Consider the following 17,133-nt stretch of genomic DNA (forward strand, 5'->3'; position numbering starts at 1 on the left):
TAGTCGACTTATTTGATCGACTATCGGTGCAACGCCCGTCAGTCCCCAGGCGGGACCTCCGCCGACGGTGTGGTGACCCGTCCTGACCAGGGTCGCGCGCCGTCAGCCGCCGACGATGTGCTCGACCTGGGTCGAGCCGGGAACGGTTGGCAGTCCGGCCTGCCGCCAGCCATGGATGCCACCGATGATGTCGGTCGCATCGAGTCCGAGCGAGACCAGCGTGGCCGCGGCCAACGAGGACGTGTAGCCCTCGGTGCAGTAGATGACCCAGCGCCTGCCCTGCGTCGCCAGCGAGAGCCGGGCGTCGGAGTCGTGGTGCACCCGCCACTCGAGGTGGTTGCGCTCGATCACGATGGCACCGGGGATCTCCCCGTCCGCCCGGCGCTGCCACTCCGGCCTGATGTCGACCAGCTGCGCGCCGTCGCGTGCGGCCCGCTCGGCCTGCTCAGGCGTCAGGCGGTCAAGCGTCCCCCGGGCCGCCGCCAGCATCTCCTCGATGCTCGCGAAGGCCGCCTCTCGTGCCGGCGCGGGCTGTTCCGGGTCGTCGGTCCAGCTCGCCGCCCAACGCAGCAGGCTGCCGTCGCTGCTGTCGTAGTAGCGCATCAGGCGGATCGGCGGCGAGTACGCGTGCACGCTCACGGCCGGTTGCTCGCGACGGTTGCACACGTCGTGGACGTAGTGCGCGTCGAACACGACCGTCTCCTGCTCGTGGCGCACACGTCTGACCAGCATCCCCGGGGCGTCGTGCGTCGAGCCGCTCCACACGTACTCGTCGAGCACGCCGTCGACCACGCTGAAGGCACCCGAGGAGCCCCCGTGGTCGTGCAGCTGCGTGCCCTGCTCCGTCGTCCAGCTGATCAGCCAGACGTCGACGTCGGCGTCTTGATGGATGCGCACATGCCAGCGCCGGTCGCTGTCGAACTCGGCGACATACCTGCCGGCGCGCACGTCGTGCGCATACCGTTCGACGGTCTCACGCACCTCCGCCGACGAGAGCTGGCGCCCTCCTCGGGTGGCGGGCCTCGGACCGAGTGTCGTGCTCATCTCCTACTTGTAGCACAAATATGAGCATGTTCATCAACTTACAAGAGTGTGTCGGATTGCGGCCTCGTGCTTCAACGCCTCTGTGCAGGAGTGAGTCGTGGTCAGTGCCACCCACCCGGTTGCGCCTGCAACGATCGGAACCAATCGGACACTCCGCCCGCCAATGCATCACTTGATCGGCGTCTCGGACCGGAAGGATGGCCTGAGGACGGGGGCAAGAACGGGACAAGGAGGGGTCAATCAGGCCGCTGACCTGGGCCCTTTACACATTGAAGCGGAACGATCACGCGTGGTTTCGGTGGTCGTTGGCGATCGTCGAATGACACCAGAAAACATGGCCTGACCTGCAGAAACACGCTCGCGAGGGCGCCGGGCGCCGTTGGTGGTCGTCGGTCTCGGCTGAACTTCTTGCGGACTGTTTGCGGACCGGGAGGACCATCGAAGCGCCTCGACTTCTGGTCACATCGGCGGCCACGGACCATCTGCGGACAGCTGAGCTTGGGCACGGACTCTGAGAAAGGGCGGAGTCGTCCGGTCGGCGCGAGCCCGTGAGGGCCGATAGGACCACCACGCACCGTGATCAGCGCGACTGACTGAACCGGCGCCAAGCCTCACAGCGCATAGATCAGCGCAAGTAGCAGGACGAGCGTGAGGGCGACGAGCGCGACCAGCACACCCAGCATTCCCCGGGACGCCGCTTGAGGGCTGCTGTCATGGCGGCCAGCCATCCAGATCATCGCTCCGACTCCCAGGGCGGCGAAGCATGCTGCGATCGAGAACCCGAGCACGTACCGCGCGGCCTCGGTAACCATCGGTGTTGCAACATTCAGCATTCTGGTTGCCTCCTCAAGAGTGCCCTGTTCATTCGGTTCGATTGAGCTCGAAGACCAGGCCGTCCCCGGCGCGACTCAGGGTCAGAATCCGGTCGTGTGCCTCGACGTGGTCGGTTCGTCCTTGGTCGACGATCGCCAGCATCGCCTGTTCGATCTCGCGGGCCGGCTTTTCGCACGATCGACGTGTGGTGGTGGCGTGGCCGAAGACGAGCTGGTCGCCGTCGACCCGCACCGTCGTGCGGCCGACGTTGCAGCCTGTGTTGAGTCGGGCAAGGCCATCGGCGCGGACGGACAGGAACGGGCGGTTGACTCCGCGGGGCAGCCGCGAAACGGTCTCGCCATCGATGGTGCCCACCAGCGTCCAGGTCCTGCCGAGTAGCTCGTCGAGGTTGGTGGACGACTCCGACGCCATCTCGACGACGACCGCGCCGTCGGTCAGCGTGAGGGCTGGGCTCTCGGAGGTCGCTGTCACGCCCTCGGTGAACAGCGTCGTCAGCCACTGGTCCTGGTCGGCCAGGTCGTCGGAGCAGCCGATCAGCGTCGAGGCCGGCGGCCCGGCCCATCTGAGAGTGCCCGACGCGTCGACCTCGTAGGCGCCGAACATCGTGTTGCAACCAGCAGAGACGGACATGGCGCCGTCCTTGAAGGACAGCGTGATCTCGGTGCCATCGACCAGGTCACGTCCCTGCACCGAGGTCGACACGTACGTCGTGCCCTCCAGTTCGTCTGCGTCCACGGCACTCCCCTCCGCGACGGTCTCCTGCGGGCTCGGCGACACGTCGCCACCCTCGTCACCGGCGGTGTCGTCGGCGCACCCAGTGAGGGCGAGCGGGACAGCGACGATCAGTGCGACGAGCTGCCACACCAGACCGGCGGTGCGCATCAGAACTCCACGGGGTCCCGGATGATCGGGCAGGTCATGCAGTGCCCGCCGCCCCGGCCCCGACCGAGCTCGGCGCCCACGATCGTGATCACCTCGACACCTGCCTTGCGCAGCAGCGTATTGGTGAGCGTGTTGCGGTCGTAGGTGAAGACCACGCCGGGCTCGAGAGCCACGGCGTTGTTGCCGCTGTCCCACTGCTGGCGCTCGGACTGGTAGACGTCGCCACCGGTGTCGATGACCTGGATCGACGGCAGGCCCAGCTCCCGGGCCACGACGTCGACGAACTTGGCGGAGCCCTCGTCGCGCACTTCGACGCCAGGCGCCGTGTCCGACGGCGTGAGGGTGAACGTGTGCACGGCGCCCATGATGGTCGGGTAGAGCGTGACGACGTCGCGATCGACGAACGTGAACACGGTGTCGAGATGCATCGCCGCGCGCAGCTTCGGCATCCCGGCCACGATCACCCGGGTCGCCGCACCCTGCTCGAAGAGGGCCTTCGCCACCTGGGTGATCGCCTGCCGCGACGTGCGCTCACTCATGCCGACGAGCACGACGCCGTTGCCGGCGGGCATCACGTCGCCGCCCTCGAAGCTGGCCTGGCCCCAGTCCTGCTCGGGGTCGCCCCACCAGACGGTCGAGCCGACGTAGTCGGGGTGGAACTGGTAGATCGCCTTGTAGAGGAGGGTCTCCTCCTTGCGGGCCGGCCAGTAGAGCGGGTTCATGGTGAGACCGCCGTAGAGCCAGCAGGTGGTGTCGCGGGTGTAGAGCGTGTTGGGCAGCGGCGGCAGGAGGTACTCGCGTGCGCCGAGTGACTCTCGCGCGAGGGCGACGTAGTCGGAGCGGAAGTCGTCGGGCAGGTCGTTGGTCGCGAGCCCTCCGATGAGGAACTCGGCCAGTTGTCTCTCTGACACGCTCTCGAGGTAGCCGCGGGTGTCGTCGATGAGCCCGAGCCCGGCCTGGTTGGCCGTGATCTTGCGGTCCAGGATCCAGTCCGTCGCGCCAGGCACGCCGAGCGTCTGCGCGAGCAGCTCGTGGAGCTCGACGACCTCGACGCCCCGCTGCGTGAGCTTGTTGACGAAGTCGGCGTGGTCGCGCTGGGCGTTCTCCACCCACATCACGTCGTCGAAGAGCAGCTCGTCGTTGTTGCTCGGCGTGAGCCGGCGGTGGGCGAGCCCCGGAGCGCAGACCAGCACCTTGCGGAGCCTGCCGACCTCGGAATGCACGCCGTACGTCGAAGAGACACTCATGTTTCCTGCCTTTCAATGGGAGGTCAAAGAGCGATGCGTCCGGTCCAGAGACCGATGGCTCCGATGACTCCTGCGCCCACGATGATCGCGCACAGCGCCACTTCGGTCGGGCTGAACAGGCGCCGACCGTGCTCGCTGCGGGCCTTGACGTATAGAAGCGTCGCTGGCGCAAGGATGACGGTGGAGAGCAGCAGGAACTGCAGGCCGGCGGCGTCAAAGAGGAACATCGTGTACGCCACCGCGATGCCCGCGATGATCGTCTCCTTGCGTCGCGCCGACGCGGACTCGCTCTCGTAGGACTCGCCGGTCAGACCGATCTTGAGCGCGTAGGCGGCCGCCAGGAAGTACGGGATCAGCGCCAGGCTGGTGCACAGGTCGAGCATGAAGTTGAGGGCGTCGGTGAGCACGAGGGTGGCTGCGAGCAGGCCTTGCACGGCCAGCGACGACACCACGAGCGCGGTGATCGGGGTCCCCTTGTCGTTCTCCCGACCGAGGAACTCTGGGAAGTCGTCTTGCCGGGCGGGGATGAACATGACCTCGGCGGCCATCAGGGTCCAGGCGAGATACGCGCCGAGCACTGAGATGATTACCGCGGCGCTGATGAAGTGGCTGCCCCAGTCACCGACGACGGATTCGAACAGGCCGATCATCGAGGGCTGGCGGGTGGCGGCGATCTCGGGCTGCGGCATCACAGCGTACGACGACAGCGTGACCAGCGCGAAGATCGACAGCACGCTCAGGAAGCCCATGACAGTCGCCTTGCCGACGTCCTCACGCTTCTTCGCGTAGCGGGAGTAGACGGTCGCGCCCTCGATGCCGAGGAAGACGAAGGTCGTGATGATCATTGTGTTGCGCACCTGGTCACCGATGTTGCCGAGGTCGCCGTACCCGTAGGCGGTCCAGTTGTCGGCAAAAATCCCGGTGTCGATCGAGATCAGTAGCACGACGATGAACACCAGGATCGGGATGATCTTGCAGATCGTCACGATCCGGTTGATGATCGCGGCGTCGCGCACCCCGCGCGCGATCAGGACGTGGAAGAACCACACCCCCACGGTCCCGAGCGCAACCGCCAAGATCGTGTCGCCCTCGCCGAACCCGTCGAACCAGGTACTCATCGTGGCGCCGATGAAGACCCAGTAGAAGGTGTTGCCCGCAACCGCGCTGGCCCAGAACCCGATCGCGGAGTTGAAGCCGACGTAGTCGCCGAACCCGGCCTTCGCGTAGATGAAGACACCGGAGTCCAGATCCGGCTTGCGGATCGCGAGGTTCTGGAAGACGAACGCGAGCATCAGCATGCCCGCGCCCGCGACCGCCCAGGCGATCAACGATCCCAGGATGCCTGTCGCGACGCCGAACCGTGCCGGCAGCGAGAACACCCCCGCCCCGACCATGCTGCCGACCACCATCATCGTCAGCGTCGGCACGCTCATCTTCCCGACGGCGGCCGGGGTCTCCACCTCTGTGGTCATGAGGACTCCTCGAGCTCGGAGGGTTCGGTCTTCTCGATCCTGAATCCGGTGAAGCCGTACAGGACGCTCAGCGCTGGGCTGGCGTAGCAGAACACCGCGTACGGGAGGTAGAGCAGAGTGCCGACCCCCAGCGTCGCCCCCATGAAGGCACCGCAGGAGTTCCACGGCACCAGTGGAGAGGTGACCGTCCCGCTGTCGGCGGCCAGCCGAGACAGGTTGGTCGCCGCGAGGCCCCGTTGAGCGAACTCGGCGCGGAAGACCCGGCTCGGCAGGACCAAGGCGATGTACTGATCGCCTGCGACGACGTTCAGCCCGAAGCCGCACGCGAAGACCGTCAGGAACAGCCGGCCGGTGCTCTTGGCGCTCGCGATCATCGGGTCGACCAGCCGGCTGATCAGGCCGAACTCCTCGAGTAACGCGCCGAAGGTGACCGCCCCGAGGATCAGCCAGATCGTGAGCAGCATGCTGTCCATGCCGCCGCGGGAGAGCAGCCGGTCCACGTCGGAGATCCCGGAGTCGATCGAGAAGCCGGTGGCCATGGCCGACCAGACCGCCTTCACCGACTCCACGACGACGTTGCCGGTGCCTGCGACGAAGTCGGCGTACACGTCGGGCTGGAGGAACGCGCCGAGGATGCCGGCGAACAGCGTCGACGCGAGCAGCGCCAAGGACGCCGGGACCCGTTTGACCGAGAGCACGACCAGCAGCACCAGCGGCAGCAGCGCGAGCGGGGTGATCCAGTAGATCTGGTTGAGCTTGTCGAGGTCCGAGGTCGTCTCGGCGGTGGTGACCGTGTCGGGGCCCGTGACGCCCAGCACGAAGAACACCACGAGCGCGATGACGAACGCCGGAGCCGACGTCCAGACCTGCCGCTTGATGTGCTCGTGGACGTCGACCTGGACCACCTGCGCGGTCAGGATCGTGGTCTCCGACAGCGGCGAGGTCTTGTCGCCGAGATAGGCCCCGGAGATGACGGCACCGGCGGTGATCTCCGGTGAAACTCCGATCAGCCCGGCGATGCCAACCAGGCCGACACCGATCGTCGCCGCGGTCGACCATGAGCTGCCGATGCTCAGCGCGACGACACCGCAGATGATCGCCGCGGCGGCGTAGTACCACCCCGGGGAGAGGATCTGGATGCCGTAGTAGACGAGCGTCGGGATCGTGCCGGAGAGGTTCCAGACACCAATGAGCGCGCCAACGGCGAGCAGGATGAAGATCGCGCTCGTGACCGACGCGACGGCCCCCTTGCCGGCCTCTTGGATCGCGGGGAAGTCGTGACCGTTCTTCATCGCGATCAGCGCCGCGACCGCGCAGCACAACACCAGGGCGACCTGGATCGGCCCGTCCAGCGCGTCGAGACCGAACAGGGCCAGCGACCCCGCGATCAGCCCAGCGAGCGCTGCCAGCGGGATGAGAGCATCCGCGAGGGACGGTGCACGTACGCCCTCGGACTCCGCCATCGGATCCTCGCTCACCGCACGTGCAGCAGAGGGGCCCTGTGACACCGGAGCGGGCCGGTCGGCGGCAGACCGGGGCAGTCCCGGCTAACGGCCTAGACTAGTCCAAATTGCGGAGAGACGACCTCACCTGATTCAGGCGGCCTAACCGGAACTGTCACCAGTTCGTGCAGCAGACCCGACCGGGGTTATCGGGCGTCGTTGGCCACCGCCGGGCTGATCGACTCCCGCAAACCTAGGTCGATGAGCGCGTGGCCGCGATCGCCTCATGGTCGCCTGGAAGAACAGTCCGGGTCAGCCCTTGAAGATGCAGGTCGGGTCGTCGTCGTACTCAGCGAGCAACCGCTCGATCGGCTGATCCGGCTCGAGCAGGTCGTAGGCATGTGCTCGGGAGTTCCGGTCGAACCAGTACAGGGTCCAGCCCTTGGTCTGCTCGTCGTACTTCATCCGAGCCTGCGGAGTGTCGGTCCACTCGGGGCCGAACTCCGGATTCCACGGCGGCCGGTGCTCGACGATCGTGACGGTCCGACCGCGCACGCGGTGCTCCACCCGCAACTGGTCCCGCAGTTCGGGTGGGACCTGCTTCTCGCAGAACCGCCGAATGCGCGCGAGGTCGGTCTCCGGGACAGCCATGGGCGCCATCATCAGACAAGCCTCACCGCCACCGCCACCACGCCCCCACCTTCCCTTCCCAGCACCCCCTCTTCCACCGACAACCGTTGACCCCCACCGGCCCCCAAAATCCTCCCCCGATTCCTCCCCTCCTGCCGCCTTCTCCTCTCCCTCTCAGGCGGCACGCATGCTACGAAGGGACGTAGATGGGTCGCCCATGGTTGGGCGGCCCACGAGTCATTTCTAAGCGTTCGTTGGTTGTCGACGGTCGTCGTGGAGGGGGTCGGGGTGCACGGTGGGGTGAAGTTCTATCGCGGCGCCGCGAAGGCTGCGCGCGCCTATGTAGAGCGGGATCGGTCGCGTGCGGATGACTACTACCTCGGCGAGGGCACCGGCGTCGCGCAGCGGTTCGTGGCAACGCCCGACGGGATCGAGGATGCCGGCCCGATGACCGGCGACACCTACGAGCGGTGGGTCGCCGGGATCGACGTCGACACCGGGAAGCCGAAGGGTCGGCTGCGGACCGACGAGCACGGCCTGCGGTTCGTCGAGGTCGTCGTGAACGGCCCGAAGACCTGGTCCCTGGCCGCCGCGCTGCACCCGGAGATCTCCGCGGCGCTCGATGCCGCCCAGGACCGGGCCGCGGAAGAGATCGTCGGCTGGATCGCCGGCCACGCGACCACCCGGGTCGGGCCGCGGGGCCGGCAGGTACAGGTGCCGGTGGAGCGGGTCGAGGCGGCGGTGATCCGGCATCACACCTCGCGCGCCGGTGACCCGCACCGCCATCTCCACATGCAGATCAACGCCCGCGTGTTCGCGGCCAGGGCCTGGCGGGGACTGCACTCGGTCGGTGTGCGCGACATGATCGGGGCGATCAACGGCATCGGCCACGCCGCCGTGATGACCGACCCGGAGTTCCGTGCCGTGCTCGCCGAGCACGGGTACACCCTCGACCCGGAGACCGGGGAGATCCTCGAGCTCGCGCCGTACGCGGGGGCGTTCAGCGCCCGGGCTGCACAGATCGGCCGCAACATCGACCGCTATGAAGCTCAATGGCGGCGCGAGCATCCCGGCGAGGAGCCCGGACCGAGCCTCCGGGAGGCGTGGGACCGCCGGGCGTGGGCCGAGGCCCGACCCGACAAGGTCGTACCGACCAACGGCGCCGAGCTGGTCGAGCGGTGGAACGACGAGCTCCGGGCGCTGGGCTACCGCGACCCAGCCGCACCGGCGGCGCTCAAGGCGACGCCGGTGGGCTGGATCGACCGCGACGCCGCGGCGGACTGGGTGATCTCCCAGCTCGAGGCGCAGCGGTCGGCGTGGAACACCGCCGACATCCGCGGCAAGGTCGAGGTGCTGCTGGCCCAGGCCAACCTGGTCGCCGAGCCCGCCGCGCGGGTCGAGCTGGCCGAGGACATCACCGCCCGCGCCGCCGGCCGTTGTGTCCGGCTGGTGGCCTCACCCGATGTGCCCGAGCACGTCCGGTCACTGACCTCACCGCGGGTCATCGAGGTGGAGTCCGACCTCGTGCACCGCCTCGCCGCCCGCGCCGAACAACCCGCCCGCCGGCTCCGACTCCAGGGCCGGGGGCTGGTGCGGATCGACCCCGGCCAGGCCGCGGTGGTCGGGACGCTGGCCGGCGACGGACAGCTGGTGGTCGTGGAGGGCGCGGCCGGCGCGGGCAAGACCACCGCGTTGAGGTCGGCACGATCACTGCTGACCAGGCAGGGACACCGGCTGATGGTGGTTACACCGACGTTGAAGGCGGCCGAGGTCGCCGCTGCCGAGACCGGCGCGGACGGGCATTCGGTCGCGTGGCTGATCCACCAACACGGCTGGCGGTGGGACGACGAGGGCCACTGGAACCGGAGCCCCGACACCGCACCGGTACCGGCGGCGCAGCTACGCCGCGGCGACGCCCTGGTGGTCGACGAGGCGGGGATGCTCGACCAGGACACCGCCCTCGCCCTCCTGGCCGTCGCCGACGAGGCCGGGGCACGGGTCGTGCTCGTCGGCGATCGGCACCAGCTCCCGGCCGTCGGGCGTGGCGGCGTCCTGGACCGCGCCCTCGCGTGGGCCCACTCGACCGCGGTGGTGTCCCTGGAGATGGTGCACCGGTTCTCCGACCCCGCCTACGCCGACCTCAGCCTGCAGATGCGCACCGGGGACGACCCCGCCGGTGTCTTCGAGGCCCTTCGCCGCCGAGGAGAGCTCGTCATCCACCCCACCGAGGTCGAGCGCAGCGCCGCGCTGGCCGAAGCGGGCGCGACCGGCGACCTCGTCATCGCCGACACCCGCGAGGAGGTCGCCGCCCTCAACGCCGCCGTCCGCGACCGCCGCCGGTGCGACGGTGACTCGGATGGGCGCATGCTGACCACCGCCCGGGGCGAGCGGATCGGGATCGGGGACCGGGTCGCCACCCGTCGCAACAATCCCGACCTCGGGGTCACGAACCGGCAGACCTGGACCGTCACCGGCATCGGCGACGACGGCCACCTAACCCTCCTCCCGGACAGATACGGGTGCGGTCGCGGGCGTGATCGGGATGTCCCCCCGGCGTACGCGGTCCGGTTCGTCGAGCTCGCGTACTCCACCACCGTTCACGGCGCCCAGGGCGAGACCGTCGACTCCGCGCATGTCTCCATCAGCGACACCACGGGCGCCGCGGCGGCGTACGTCGCGATGACCCGCGGCCGGCAGTCCAACATCGCCCACCTGGTCGCCGAGAACATCGACGACGCCCGGCAGCAGTGGACCGAGGTCTTCGGCCGCGACCTCGCGGACCTCGGCCCCGAGCACGCGCGCGGCCAGGCCATCGACGCGATCAACCTGTACGGACCTCAGCTCCGTCCGCAGGGTGGACCGCGGCTGGCTCCGGAGCCACCACGCGCGCCGTCACCGGCTCCCGGTGGCGTCCCCAGCGTCCCCAGCATCTGAGCCGGGTCGGGCCTTGACGGGCACCGGCCAAGTCATGTCCATCTCGGCGGCGAGCCGGGCGCTGACGCCGCCGGGGTCGCGCGGCGGACCCTCCCCATTGGCAGTTCCCTGCGCCGCGTCGACCAGCGGCTGCCATGCGTCCCGGACCGCGTCCGGGAGGTTCATGCTCGGCCAGGCCTCGACCAGCAGGGCGGCGTCGACGGTCTCGAGCAGCAGCTCCTCCACGCCGTGACACAGCGCCAGCTCGTAGAACTCGCTGCGCTGCTCCGGGTCGGACAGATCCCAGACGTCGTAGCCGGTGATCGCGCGGAAGTAGAAGACGTGGACCCGGGAGAAGCACGCGGGCACCGGGACAGGCCAGAGCCGATCTGGCACCGGGAACCACCCCGCCTCCGGGTCCTCGCGGCGGCCGAACCTCACGGATGGCTTCACCGCGAGCTCCGCGCCCGCAGCCGCAAGGAGACGCTCGACCACGTCCAGCGTCGGTGACTTGCGCCGCGACTCGTACTCCGAGATCGACGACTGCTGTGTCCTCGCCAGTTGCGCCAGCCGGCGCTGGGACAGACCCGCCGATCGGCGGGCGGACTCGATCACCGTCATCGACTCCACCCGACCATGATCGCCGATCATCGATCGGAGTCGATCGCCGATCATCGATTGGCAGGGCCTGCGCACCTCCTCGATGAGGCCGGACCCGCCGGCCCGCGACTACCCGTGTCGAATCATCGAGGAGCACCACCATGACCGCATCGCCGATCAACCCCGACGAGCACGACCGCACGGCCAGGAACGCCAGGGACGAGATGCTCACCCTCCAGGAAGCCTGCCGCTTCCTCCGCGTCCCCGAAGGAACCCTGCGCTACTGGCGCCACCTCGGCGCCGGACCGCGCAGCTTCAAGATCGGCCGCCACGTCCGCTACTGGCGAGCCGACCTCATCCTCTGGCTCGCCGAGCAGACCAACCGCCCACGGAACCACCGCTGACATCCGTCGCTGTCGGATCACAGAGAGACGATGGAGCGATCCCGGAAGGAGCATCTCCATGGCAGGAAGCATCGCCAAGCGAGCCAACGGCAAATGGCGGGCGCGGTACCGCGACGAGGCCGGCAAGGAGCACTCGCGGCACTTCGATCGCAAGATCGACGCCCAGCAGTGGCTGGATCAGGTCACGTCGGCCGTGGTCACCGGAACGTACGCCGATCCCAAGGCCGGACAGATCACGTTCGCGGCGTTCTTCGGCGAGTGGTCGGCCCGCCAGGTCTGGGCCCCCGGCACCGTGCTCGCCATGTCGCTGGCGGCGAGATCGGTGCCATTCGCGGGCAAGCCGATGAAGCGGGTCCGGCGCTCGGAAATCGAGACCTGGATCAAGCAGATGGACGCCGCCGGCCTCGCCCCCGGCACGATCAAGACCCGGTACGTCAACGTGAGATCGGTCTTCCGCGCGGCGGTGACGGACAGAGTGATCGGCTCCGACCCCACCGACGGCGTACGCCTCCCCCGTGGCCGACGCGCGGACGTGGCGATGTCGATCCCCACGCCCGAGGAGGTCGGGCAGCTCATTGCCGGGGCCGACGAACGATTCCAGCCGTTCATCGCGCTCTGCGCCTTCGCCGGTCTTCGACTCGGCGAAGCCGCCGGCGTTCAGCTCGGCGACGTCGACTTCCTTCGCAAGTCGCTCAAGGTCTCCCGCCAGGTCCAGCGCGTCACCGGCGGGGCGATTGACGTACGAGCTCCGAAATACGGCTCGGAGCGCACCGTCTACCTTGCCGAGAGCCTCGTCAACGTGCTCGCCAAGCACGTCACCGTCCACGGCACCAGCGGTGAGCATCGGTGGCTGTTCGCCGGCGAGGGTGACGACCCACCGCACCAGAACACGGTTGGCTACTGGTGGCGCAAGGCGCTGGGCGACGCCGGCCTCTCCGGCATCAAGCTCCACGACCTTCGGCACTTCTACGCCTCCGGCCTGATCGCGGCAGGGTGCGACGTGGTGACCGTCCAGCGGTCGCTCGGACATGCGAAGGCGACCACGACCCTCAACACCTACGCCCACCTGTGGCCGACCGCCGAGGACCGCACGAGGAAGGCAGCGGAAACGATCATGTCCGCGGCGCTCGCCCCCCGCCTGACCGTTACCGAGTTGGCAGCGAACACGGGCGAGTGAGCCGCACCCGGCTCGCACCTGCACTTCGCTGAGCGTCGCCCCTGGTTCATGAACCCACGACGGTCAAAGCCCAGAATGACGCCCGTCGATCGGCACGAATCGATCCCAGACGATGACCTGCGAGGTGGAGGCGTGCGGTCGCTGACGCTCGTCCAGATCGTTACCCCGAGGGCGACGAATGCTCGTCGAGCAGCCGAAAGCCGGTCTCCAAGAGTTGCAGCGAGATGAAGATGCCGTCGGCGTGCTCAGCCAATGAGGCGTGGGTTGCGGTCGTCTTCACACCGCCACCCACCGACAGCACGTCCTGGTAGGGCCTCGCGGTCATCTCCCAGGGGAGGGCATGCGCCACGGACGAGGTCGTCCGATAGACGGCCTTTGCGCGGACAACCACGTCGGGCGGGATGAGCGGAGGGTTCGCGGGCTCTGCGAAGGCATGCCCAACGGCCTCAGCAAGCATCGATTCCATGCCAAGATGCTTGGCGCGCTTCAGCGACTCGGTCCTCTCCAACGTGTGAGCCAAGTCCTTCTGGAGCCGCCCGCGGTCGCCAGGATCCTCTGTGGCTGCTGCCCAGTCATTCAGCCACTTCAGGCGATAGCCCCAGGATGTGCGGGCCATCCGTTCCGCTCGCTCAAGTCGAGTTGCCTGATCAGGGGGAGCTGTAGCCAGACACCCTGAGCGCCACCGACGAGAGCTGTTCGGAGTTGTGGCGCGAACGCGAACAACGCGGGGCCCCGGTCGAGCATGCTGCGCACTGCGTGACCAAGGCAGTCGACTCCAATCAGCAGACTTAGACGGATGACGTGCGAGGGGCCCTCAGGGTGGAGCGCTCGGTCGTCGGCGGCCTGTCTGCTCGTCGGATCGCATTGCCACCGCACAGCGCTGCGCGCGTGCATCGCGACAATGCGGGGCCAGACATCTTGGAGTTGTGCACGGGTGTCCTGCTCCGGGTCAGCGGTCACTGGCTGATCGTATGGGCCGCCGTGGATCGTAGAGGCGGCAGGCCGCATCACAGTAGGCGGCACCGCGCAACGGCAAGCACGCCGATTCACGCGTCCTACCGCCGCCAACCGGCGCATGCGAACGGCAGGCGATGAGCATGCCTCCCCCGACGACGCATCAGAGCGCGTCTTGTTGGCGGGTCAGGTGCCGCGATGCTGCGCCTGGGTCGGGCGGTGGGAAGGGATCAGGCCGAGGCCATTCGCAGGGAATCTGGGGTTGCTCCCGTCCAGGACTTGAAGGCGCGGTAGAACGAGTTGGTGTCCTCGTAGCCGAGCAGGTAGGCGATCTCGGGCGTTCGCAGATCGCCGGTCTGCAGGTAGTGGCGGGCAAGAGACTCACGGGTATCGGCGAGCACTGCCTGGAACGTCGTGCCTTCGGCTTTCAGCTGTCGCTGGAGTGTCCGGGCGCTGACGGCCAAGCTTCCGGTCACCGAGTCGATAGAGGGATCTCCGGCCGGAAGTGCCTCCAGCAACGCGGCGCGAACACGGTCGGCGACGGTGACGTCGGCCTGCAGGTTGTGCAGGCGGCGGCGCAGCTCGGGCGCGAAGAACCGCCACATCTGGTCGTTCTCGGTCAGGAACCTGCGTGCGGCGTCGACGGCATTGAAGGTCAGGGAGAGGTCGGCCCCTTTGCTGACCGGCACGCCGAGGTAGTCCCGCAGCGCTGCCGTTCTGCGGATCCCGTCCGGGGCGGTCACCCGGACAGGCCTGACCGGCTCACGGGTCCCTATCCTGGCGAGCGCGACCCAAAACGTGAGCTCAGCAGTGGCCAGCAGTCCGGGCGGGCTCGCGCCGGGCGGCCAACGGAAGGTGATGGCGAGCCGACCGACGTTATCGGTGTCGATGTCGACCCGCAGCGGGCCGACGAGCGGCTTGTGGGCTGCGATCCGGGTGGCGGCCGTCTGCAAGGTCGGGCTACAGAGCGCCGCGAAGATCGGGGGCGAGAACATCTCGGGGGAGATCGCATGGCCGATGTCGACCGCCACGTCGGGCCGGCCGGCTCCGACCGCCTCGGCGTCGACTGCATCCCAGAATCGGTAGTACTCCTCGACGGTGAGCTCGAGCGGGCGATGCGTGAACAGGTCGGCTGGCAGCTGGGCGCGCCGCAGCACTCGGACCGTCGAGAGTCCGAGGTCGCGCAGCAATGCCTTCATGCTCGGCTCGAGGTCGAAGCGGTCGCCTGCCATGGCGCCATCGTACGGACACACAACCGGCGAAGCCCTTGCCCGGGACGCCAACCCACTTGCCGTTGGCGACACACGCTCCGTGGCGGGAACTGCAAGTGGAACGGCGCTCGACGCTAGTGAACCAAGCCCCTCCCGCTCGTAGCGTCGAGACAGCCGAGCAGCGAAAACCTGCCCCTCCCGCAATCGAGATCCGTCGATCGCAGGACAACAGACCGGAAGGCACCATCATGACCATCACACAGACCGCACTCGTCACCGGGGCCTCATCCGGCATCGGCGAAGCTACCGCACTCGAGCTCGCCGCGGCCGGCTACACCGTCTACGCCGCCGCCCGCCGCGTCGAGCGGATGGAGCACCTCAAAGCCGCCGGGATCCACCCCCTCGGGATGGACGTCACCGACGACACCAGCCTCATCACCGGAGTTGACCAGATCATCGCCGAGACCGGGCGCATCGACGTCCTGGTCAACAACGCCGGCTACGGCTCCTACGGCGCCCTCGAGGACGTGCCCATGGAGGAGGCTCGCTACCAGTTCGACGTCAACGTCTTCGGCGCGGCACGGCTCACCCAGCTCGTCCTCCCGCACATGCGCGCTCAGCGATCCGGCAAGATCGTCAACATCACCTCGATGGGCGGCAAGATCCACACCCCGCTCGGCGGCTGGTACCACGCCACCAAGTTCGCGCTCGAAGCCCTCAGCGACTGCCTGCGGATGGAGCTCAAGCCGTTCGATATCGACGTCATCATCATCGAGCCAGGAGGCATCAGGACCGAGTGGTCGGGCATCGCCGCAGAGAAGGTGCGCGCCGTTTCGTCGAACGGGCCCTACGCCCCACAGGGCAACGCCGTCGCCAGCTCGCTCACCGCCGACTCGACCCAGAAGCGCTCGTCACCGCCCGACCTCATCGGCCGGACCATCCGCAAGGCGGTCCAGGCCCGCAAGCCCAGGACCCGATACGCCGTTGGCTTCGGAGCCAAGCCGCTGATCCTCATGCACGACGTCCTGCCCGACCGCGCCTTCGACACCGTGATCCGGCGCGCCACCGGTGTACCCACCGAATGACGCCCACTCCCAAACCGCGTCTATCCGTCTGGTCTACCAACACCTGCTCTTGAGCACCGGGCCATATCGGGCGCCGCTGTCGCCGATCTCACCGCTGCGGCTACGGGAAGAAGGCGGACCAGACGGTGGCGGCGGTGAACGCGCCCGCGCCCAGGACGCCCGCAAGCAAGCTCCCCGGGGTCAGCCTGCCGGCTCGGCGACGGCGTTCGGCAGCCAACCCCAACGCCGTCGCACCGAAGATGTTGGGCCATCCAGACCACGGCGCGATGACCACGACCAGTGACGCGACCGACAGCGACACCGCCACCGCTGCGCATCGTCGAGACGACCCGGACCAACCCCACGTGCCGATCGCGCAGGCGATGAGGTACCCGAACAGCGCGATCATCACGAGCGTGACCCAGTTGCCCAGGGTGAGCCCCTCTTCTCCGGGCTCGGCGAGGTCGGGATGGGCGAAGGCGGTGGCTGCGGCCCACACGAACAAGCCGACCAACCCGCTCAGAGCGGGGTGAGCAAGGCGGAGGCCGATCATGCCGGCGGTCGTGCTGGTCATGGCGGAGAACCACTGTGATGCGAGGGACTGTGACGCCAGAGTAGGAGCTCCGCGCGCTGCGACGGCAGACCCGACCCGGCCCGCTGGGACCACCCGGCGTGCATCGCGCGTCTGTCCGGCGCGAGCCGGACGCGCGGAGCAGTCGATGAGTGCGACCTGGCCGGAGTGCAGGCGTCGGTGGCGCCGATGAGGTCGCGCACAGGTGGTCGGCACGCGGTTTCGTGCGCCTCGAGCTGTGTCGCGGCAGCCTTGAGGCCCCTTCGTCTAGGCCCGGTCGGTCGCGGGCAGCTCGGTGTAGGGCAGCGCGCAGATCGTCAGGACGCGCGCGGCAATGCCACCCTCGCGGGCCCGCACCTCGATCTCGGCGTCGGCCTCCAGGCTCTGCCGCATCGCGATGGCCAGCACGCCGACGGCGAGGCTCGGGAAGAACTCGACCCCGGAGAGGTCGACGGTGAGCGGCTTCGTGTGCTGCTCGGTGTGCTTGACCAGGTCCTCCCGGAACACCGCTCCGGCGATCTCGTCCACCGAGCCGGTCACATAGAGCACGTGCTGGCTGGCGTCGTACGCCGAGGCGTAGGGCTTCTCTTCCACGCAGACAGCGTAGGTCCGCCGGGCCGGAACGACCCATCAGCAGAAGCACGTTCTCGCGCGTTTCGGATGTCGAGCGGGCGACCTTCGTCCATGC

Annotated in this window: 16 protein-coding genes; 4 read left to right on the top strand and 12 right to left on the bottom strand. The window is 68.4% G+C overall.

Features of this window, described 5'->3' with window-relative positions; genetic code table 11:
- Positions 1-102 precede the first annotated feature (102 nt).
- The 7 genes from ACFQQI_RS09215 to ACFQQI_RS09245 all read right to left on the bottom strand — a co-directional run bounded on the left by ACFQQI_RS09215 (position 103) and on the right by ACFQQI_RS09245 (position 7,572).
- Positions 103-1,044 (bottom strand): rhodanese-like domain-containing protein, encoded by a 942-nt coding sequence (locus ACFQQI_RS09215; RefSeq protein ID WP_378561293.1) that lies wholly within the window; start codon positions 1,042-1,044, stop codon positions 103-105.
- A 611-nt stretch (positions 1,045-1,655) separates the two neighbouring features.
- Positions 1,656-1,877: a hypothetical protein gene (locus ACFQQI_RS09220; protein WP_378561296.1), complete on the bottom strand. Its 222-nt coding sequence runs from the start codon at positions 1,875-1,877 to the stop codon at positions 1,656-1,658.
- 28 nt (positions 1,878-1,905) lie between these two features.
- On the bottom strand, positions 1,906-2,760 hold the full coding sequence (locus ACFQQI_RS09225) for an META domain-containing protein (protein ID WP_378561299.1): 855 nt from the start codon (positions 2,758-2,760) through the stop codon (positions 1,906-1,908).
- The gene (locus tag ACFQQI_RS09230; protein ID WP_378561302.1) at positions 2,760-4,007 is read right to left on the bottom strand and encodes an arginine deiminase; all 1,248 of its coding nucleotides are present in this window, start codon (positions 4,005-4,007) and stop codon (positions 2,760-2,762) included. Before ACFQQI_RS09230 ends, ACFQQI_RS09225 begins: the two co-directional genes overlap by 1 nt.
- A 23-nt stretch (positions 4,008-4,030) precedes the next feature.
- Positions 4,031-5,479 carry a basic amino acid/polyamine antiporter gene (locus ACFQQI_RS09235; protein WP_378561305.1) on the bottom strand — a complete coding sequence of 483 codons (1,449 nt, stop codon included), beginning with the start codon at positions 5,477-5,479 and terminating at the stop codon, positions 4,031-4,033.
- Complete coding sequence (nhaC, locus tag ACFQQI_RS09240; protein ID WP_378561308.1) at positions 5,476-6,942, bottom strand: Na+/H+ antiporter NhaC; 1,467 nt, start codon at positions 6,940-6,942, stop codon at positions 5,476-5,478. The genes ACFQQI_RS09235 and nhaC overlap by 4 nt, the downstream gene beginning before the upstream one ends.
- Positions 6,943-7,233: 291 nt before the next feature.
- Positions 7,234-7,572 carry a DUF3024 domain-containing protein gene (locus ACFQQI_RS09245; protein WP_378561311.1) on the bottom strand — a complete coding sequence of 113 codons (339 nt, stop codon included), beginning with the start codon at positions 7,570-7,572 and terminating at the stop codon, positions 7,234-7,236.
- Between the two features lie 237 nt (positions 7,573-7,809).
- Between ACFQQI_RS09245 and mobF the strand changes: the two genes are divergently transcribed.
- On the top strand, positions 7,810-10,485 hold the full coding sequence (mobF, locus tag ACFQQI_RS09250; RefSeq protein WP_378561314.1) for a MobF family relaxase: 2,676 nt from the start codon (positions 7,810-7,812) through the stop codon (positions 10,483-10,485).
- On the opposite strand, the gene ACFQQI_RS09255 is transcribed toward mobF, so the two are convergent.
- On the bottom strand, positions 10,444-11,085 hold the full coding sequence (locus tag ACFQQI_RS09255) for a multiprotein-bridging factor 1 family protein (RefSeq protein WP_378562292.1): 642 nt from the start codon (positions 11,083-11,085) through the stop codon (positions 10,444-10,446). The genes mobF and ACFQQI_RS09255 overlap by 42 nt on opposite strands.
- 140 nt (positions 11,086-11,225) lie before the next feature.
- Here ACFQQI_RS09255 and ACFQQI_RS09260 point away from each other — a divergent pair, with 140 nt between their 5' ends.
- Together ACFQQI_RS09260 and ACFQQI_RS09265 are read left to right on the top strand one after the other, a co-directional pair.
- On the top strand, positions 11,226-11,468 hold the full coding sequence (locus ACFQQI_RS09260; protein ID WP_378561317.1) for a helix-turn-helix transcriptional regulator: 243 nt from the start codon (positions 11,226-11,228) through the stop codon (positions 11,466-11,468).
- Between the two features lie 58 nt (positions 11,469-11,526).
- On the top strand, positions 11,527-12,645 hold the full coding sequence (locus ACFQQI_RS09265; protein ID WP_378561320.1) for a tyrosine-type recombinase/integrase: 1,119 nt from the start codon (positions 11,527-11,529) through the stop codon (positions 12,643-12,645).
- A gap of 160 nt (positions 12,646-12,805) precedes the next feature.
- Here ACFQQI_RS09265 and ACFQQI_RS09270 read toward each other — a convergent pair whose 3' ends face one another.
- Both ACFQQI_RS09270 and ACFQQI_RS09275 read right to left on the bottom strand, forming a co-directional pair.
- Positions 12,806-13,261: a hypothetical protein gene (locus ACFQQI_RS09270; RefSeq protein WP_378561322.1), complete on the bottom strand. Its 456-nt coding sequence runs from the start codon at positions 13,259-13,261 to the stop codon at positions 12,806-12,808.
- Positions 13,262-13,829: 568 nt separating this feature from the next.
- The gene (locus tag ACFQQI_RS09275; protein ID WP_378561325.1) at positions 13,830-14,831 is read right to left on the bottom strand and encodes an AraC family transcriptional regulator ligand-binding domain-containing protein; all 1,002 of its coding nucleotides are present in this window, start codon (positions 14,829-14,831) and stop codon (positions 13,830-13,832) included.
- Between the two features lie 95 nt (positions 14,832-14,926).
- Between ACFQQI_RS09275 and ACFQQI_RS09280 the strand changes: the two genes are divergently transcribed.
- Complete coding sequence (locus tag ACFQQI_RS09280) at positions 14,927-15,895, top strand: oxidoreductase (RefSeq protein WP_378561328.1); 969 nt, start codon at positions 14,927-14,929, stop codon at positions 15,893-15,895.
- A gap of 100 nt (positions 15,896-15,995) precedes the next feature.
- On the opposite strand, the gene ACFQQI_RS09285 is transcribed toward ACFQQI_RS09280, so the two are convergent.
- Positions 15,996-16,448: a hypothetical protein gene (locus tag ACFQQI_RS09285; RefSeq protein WP_378561331.1), complete on the bottom strand. Its 453-nt coding sequence runs from the start codon at positions 16,446-16,448 to the stop codon at positions 15,996-15,998.
- Positions 16,449-16,712: 264 nt separating this feature from the next.
- Complete coding sequence (locus ACFQQI_RS09290; RefSeq protein ID WP_378561334.1) at positions 16,713-17,039, bottom strand: STAS domain-containing protein; 327 nt, start codon at positions 17,037-17,039, stop codon at positions 16,713-16,715.
- Positions 17,040-17,133 lie beyond the last annotated feature (94 nt).

The sequence above is a fragment of the Nocardioides sp. GCM10030259 genome, from assembly GCF_042666375.1.
Classification (GTDB): Bacteria; Actinomycetota; Actinomycetes; order Propionibacteriales; family Nocardioidaceae; genus Nocardioides.

What these genes read in the sequence shown, in the direction of transcription:
- ACFQQI_RS09260 (WP_378561317.1), top strand. Translation starts at nt 11,226, where the DNA reads ATGACCGCATCGCCGATCAACCCCGACGAGCACGACCGCACGGCCAGG.
- ACFQQI_RS09270 (WP_378561322.1), bottom strand. Translation starts at nt 13,261, where the DNA reads ATGGCCCGCACATCCTGGGGCTATCGCCTGAAGTGGCTGAATGACTGG.
- ACFQQI_RS09275 (WP_378561325.1), bottom strand. Translation starts at nt 14,831, where the DNA reads ATGGCAGGCGACCGCTTCGACCTCGAGCCGAGCATGAAGGCATTGCTG.
- nhaC (WP_378561308.1), bottom strand. Translation starts at nt 6,942, where the DNA reads ATGGCGGAGTCCGAGGGCGTACGTGCACCGTCCCTCGCGGATGCTCTC.
- ACFQQI_RS09255 (WP_378562292.1), bottom strand. Translation starts at nt 11,085, where the DNA reads ATGACGGTGATCGAGTCCGCCCGCCGATCGGCGGGTCTGTCCCAGCGC.
- ACFQQI_RS09230 (WP_378561302.1), bottom strand. Translation starts at nt 4,007, where the DNA reads ATGAGTGTCTCTTCGACGTACGGCGTGCATTCCGAGGTCGGCAGGCTC.
- ACFQQI_RS09225 (WP_378561299.1), bottom strand. Translation starts at nt 2,760, where the DNA reads ATGCGCACCGCCGGTCTGGTGTGGCAGCTCGTCGCACTGATCGTCGCT.
- ACFQQI_RS09285 (WP_378561331.1), bottom strand. Translation starts at nt 16,448, where the DNA reads ATGACCAGCACGACCGCCGGCATGATCGGCCTCCGCCTTGCTCACCCC.
- ACFQQI_RS09235 (WP_378561305.1), bottom strand. Translation starts at nt 5,479, where the DNA reads ATGACCACAGAGGTGGAGACCCCGGCCGCCGTCGGGAAGATGAGCGTG.
- ACFQQI_RS09215 (WP_378561293.1), bottom strand. Translation starts at nt 1,044, where the DNA reads ATGAGCACGACACTCGGTCCGAGGCCCGCCACCCGAGGAGGGCGCCAG.
- ACFQQI_RS09245 (WP_378561311.1), bottom strand. Translation starts at nt 7,572, where the DNA reads ATGGCTGTCCCGGAGACCGACCTCGCGCGCATTCGGCGGTTCTGCGAG.
- ACFQQI_RS09265 (WP_378561320.1), top strand. Translation starts at nt 11,527, where the DNA reads ATGGCAGGAAGCATCGCCAAGCGAGCCAACGGCAAATGGCGGGCGCGG.
- ACFQQI_RS09220 (WP_378561296.1), bottom strand. Translation starts at nt 1,877, where the DNA reads ATGCTGAATGTTGCAACACCGATGGTTACCGAGGCCGCGCGGTACGTG.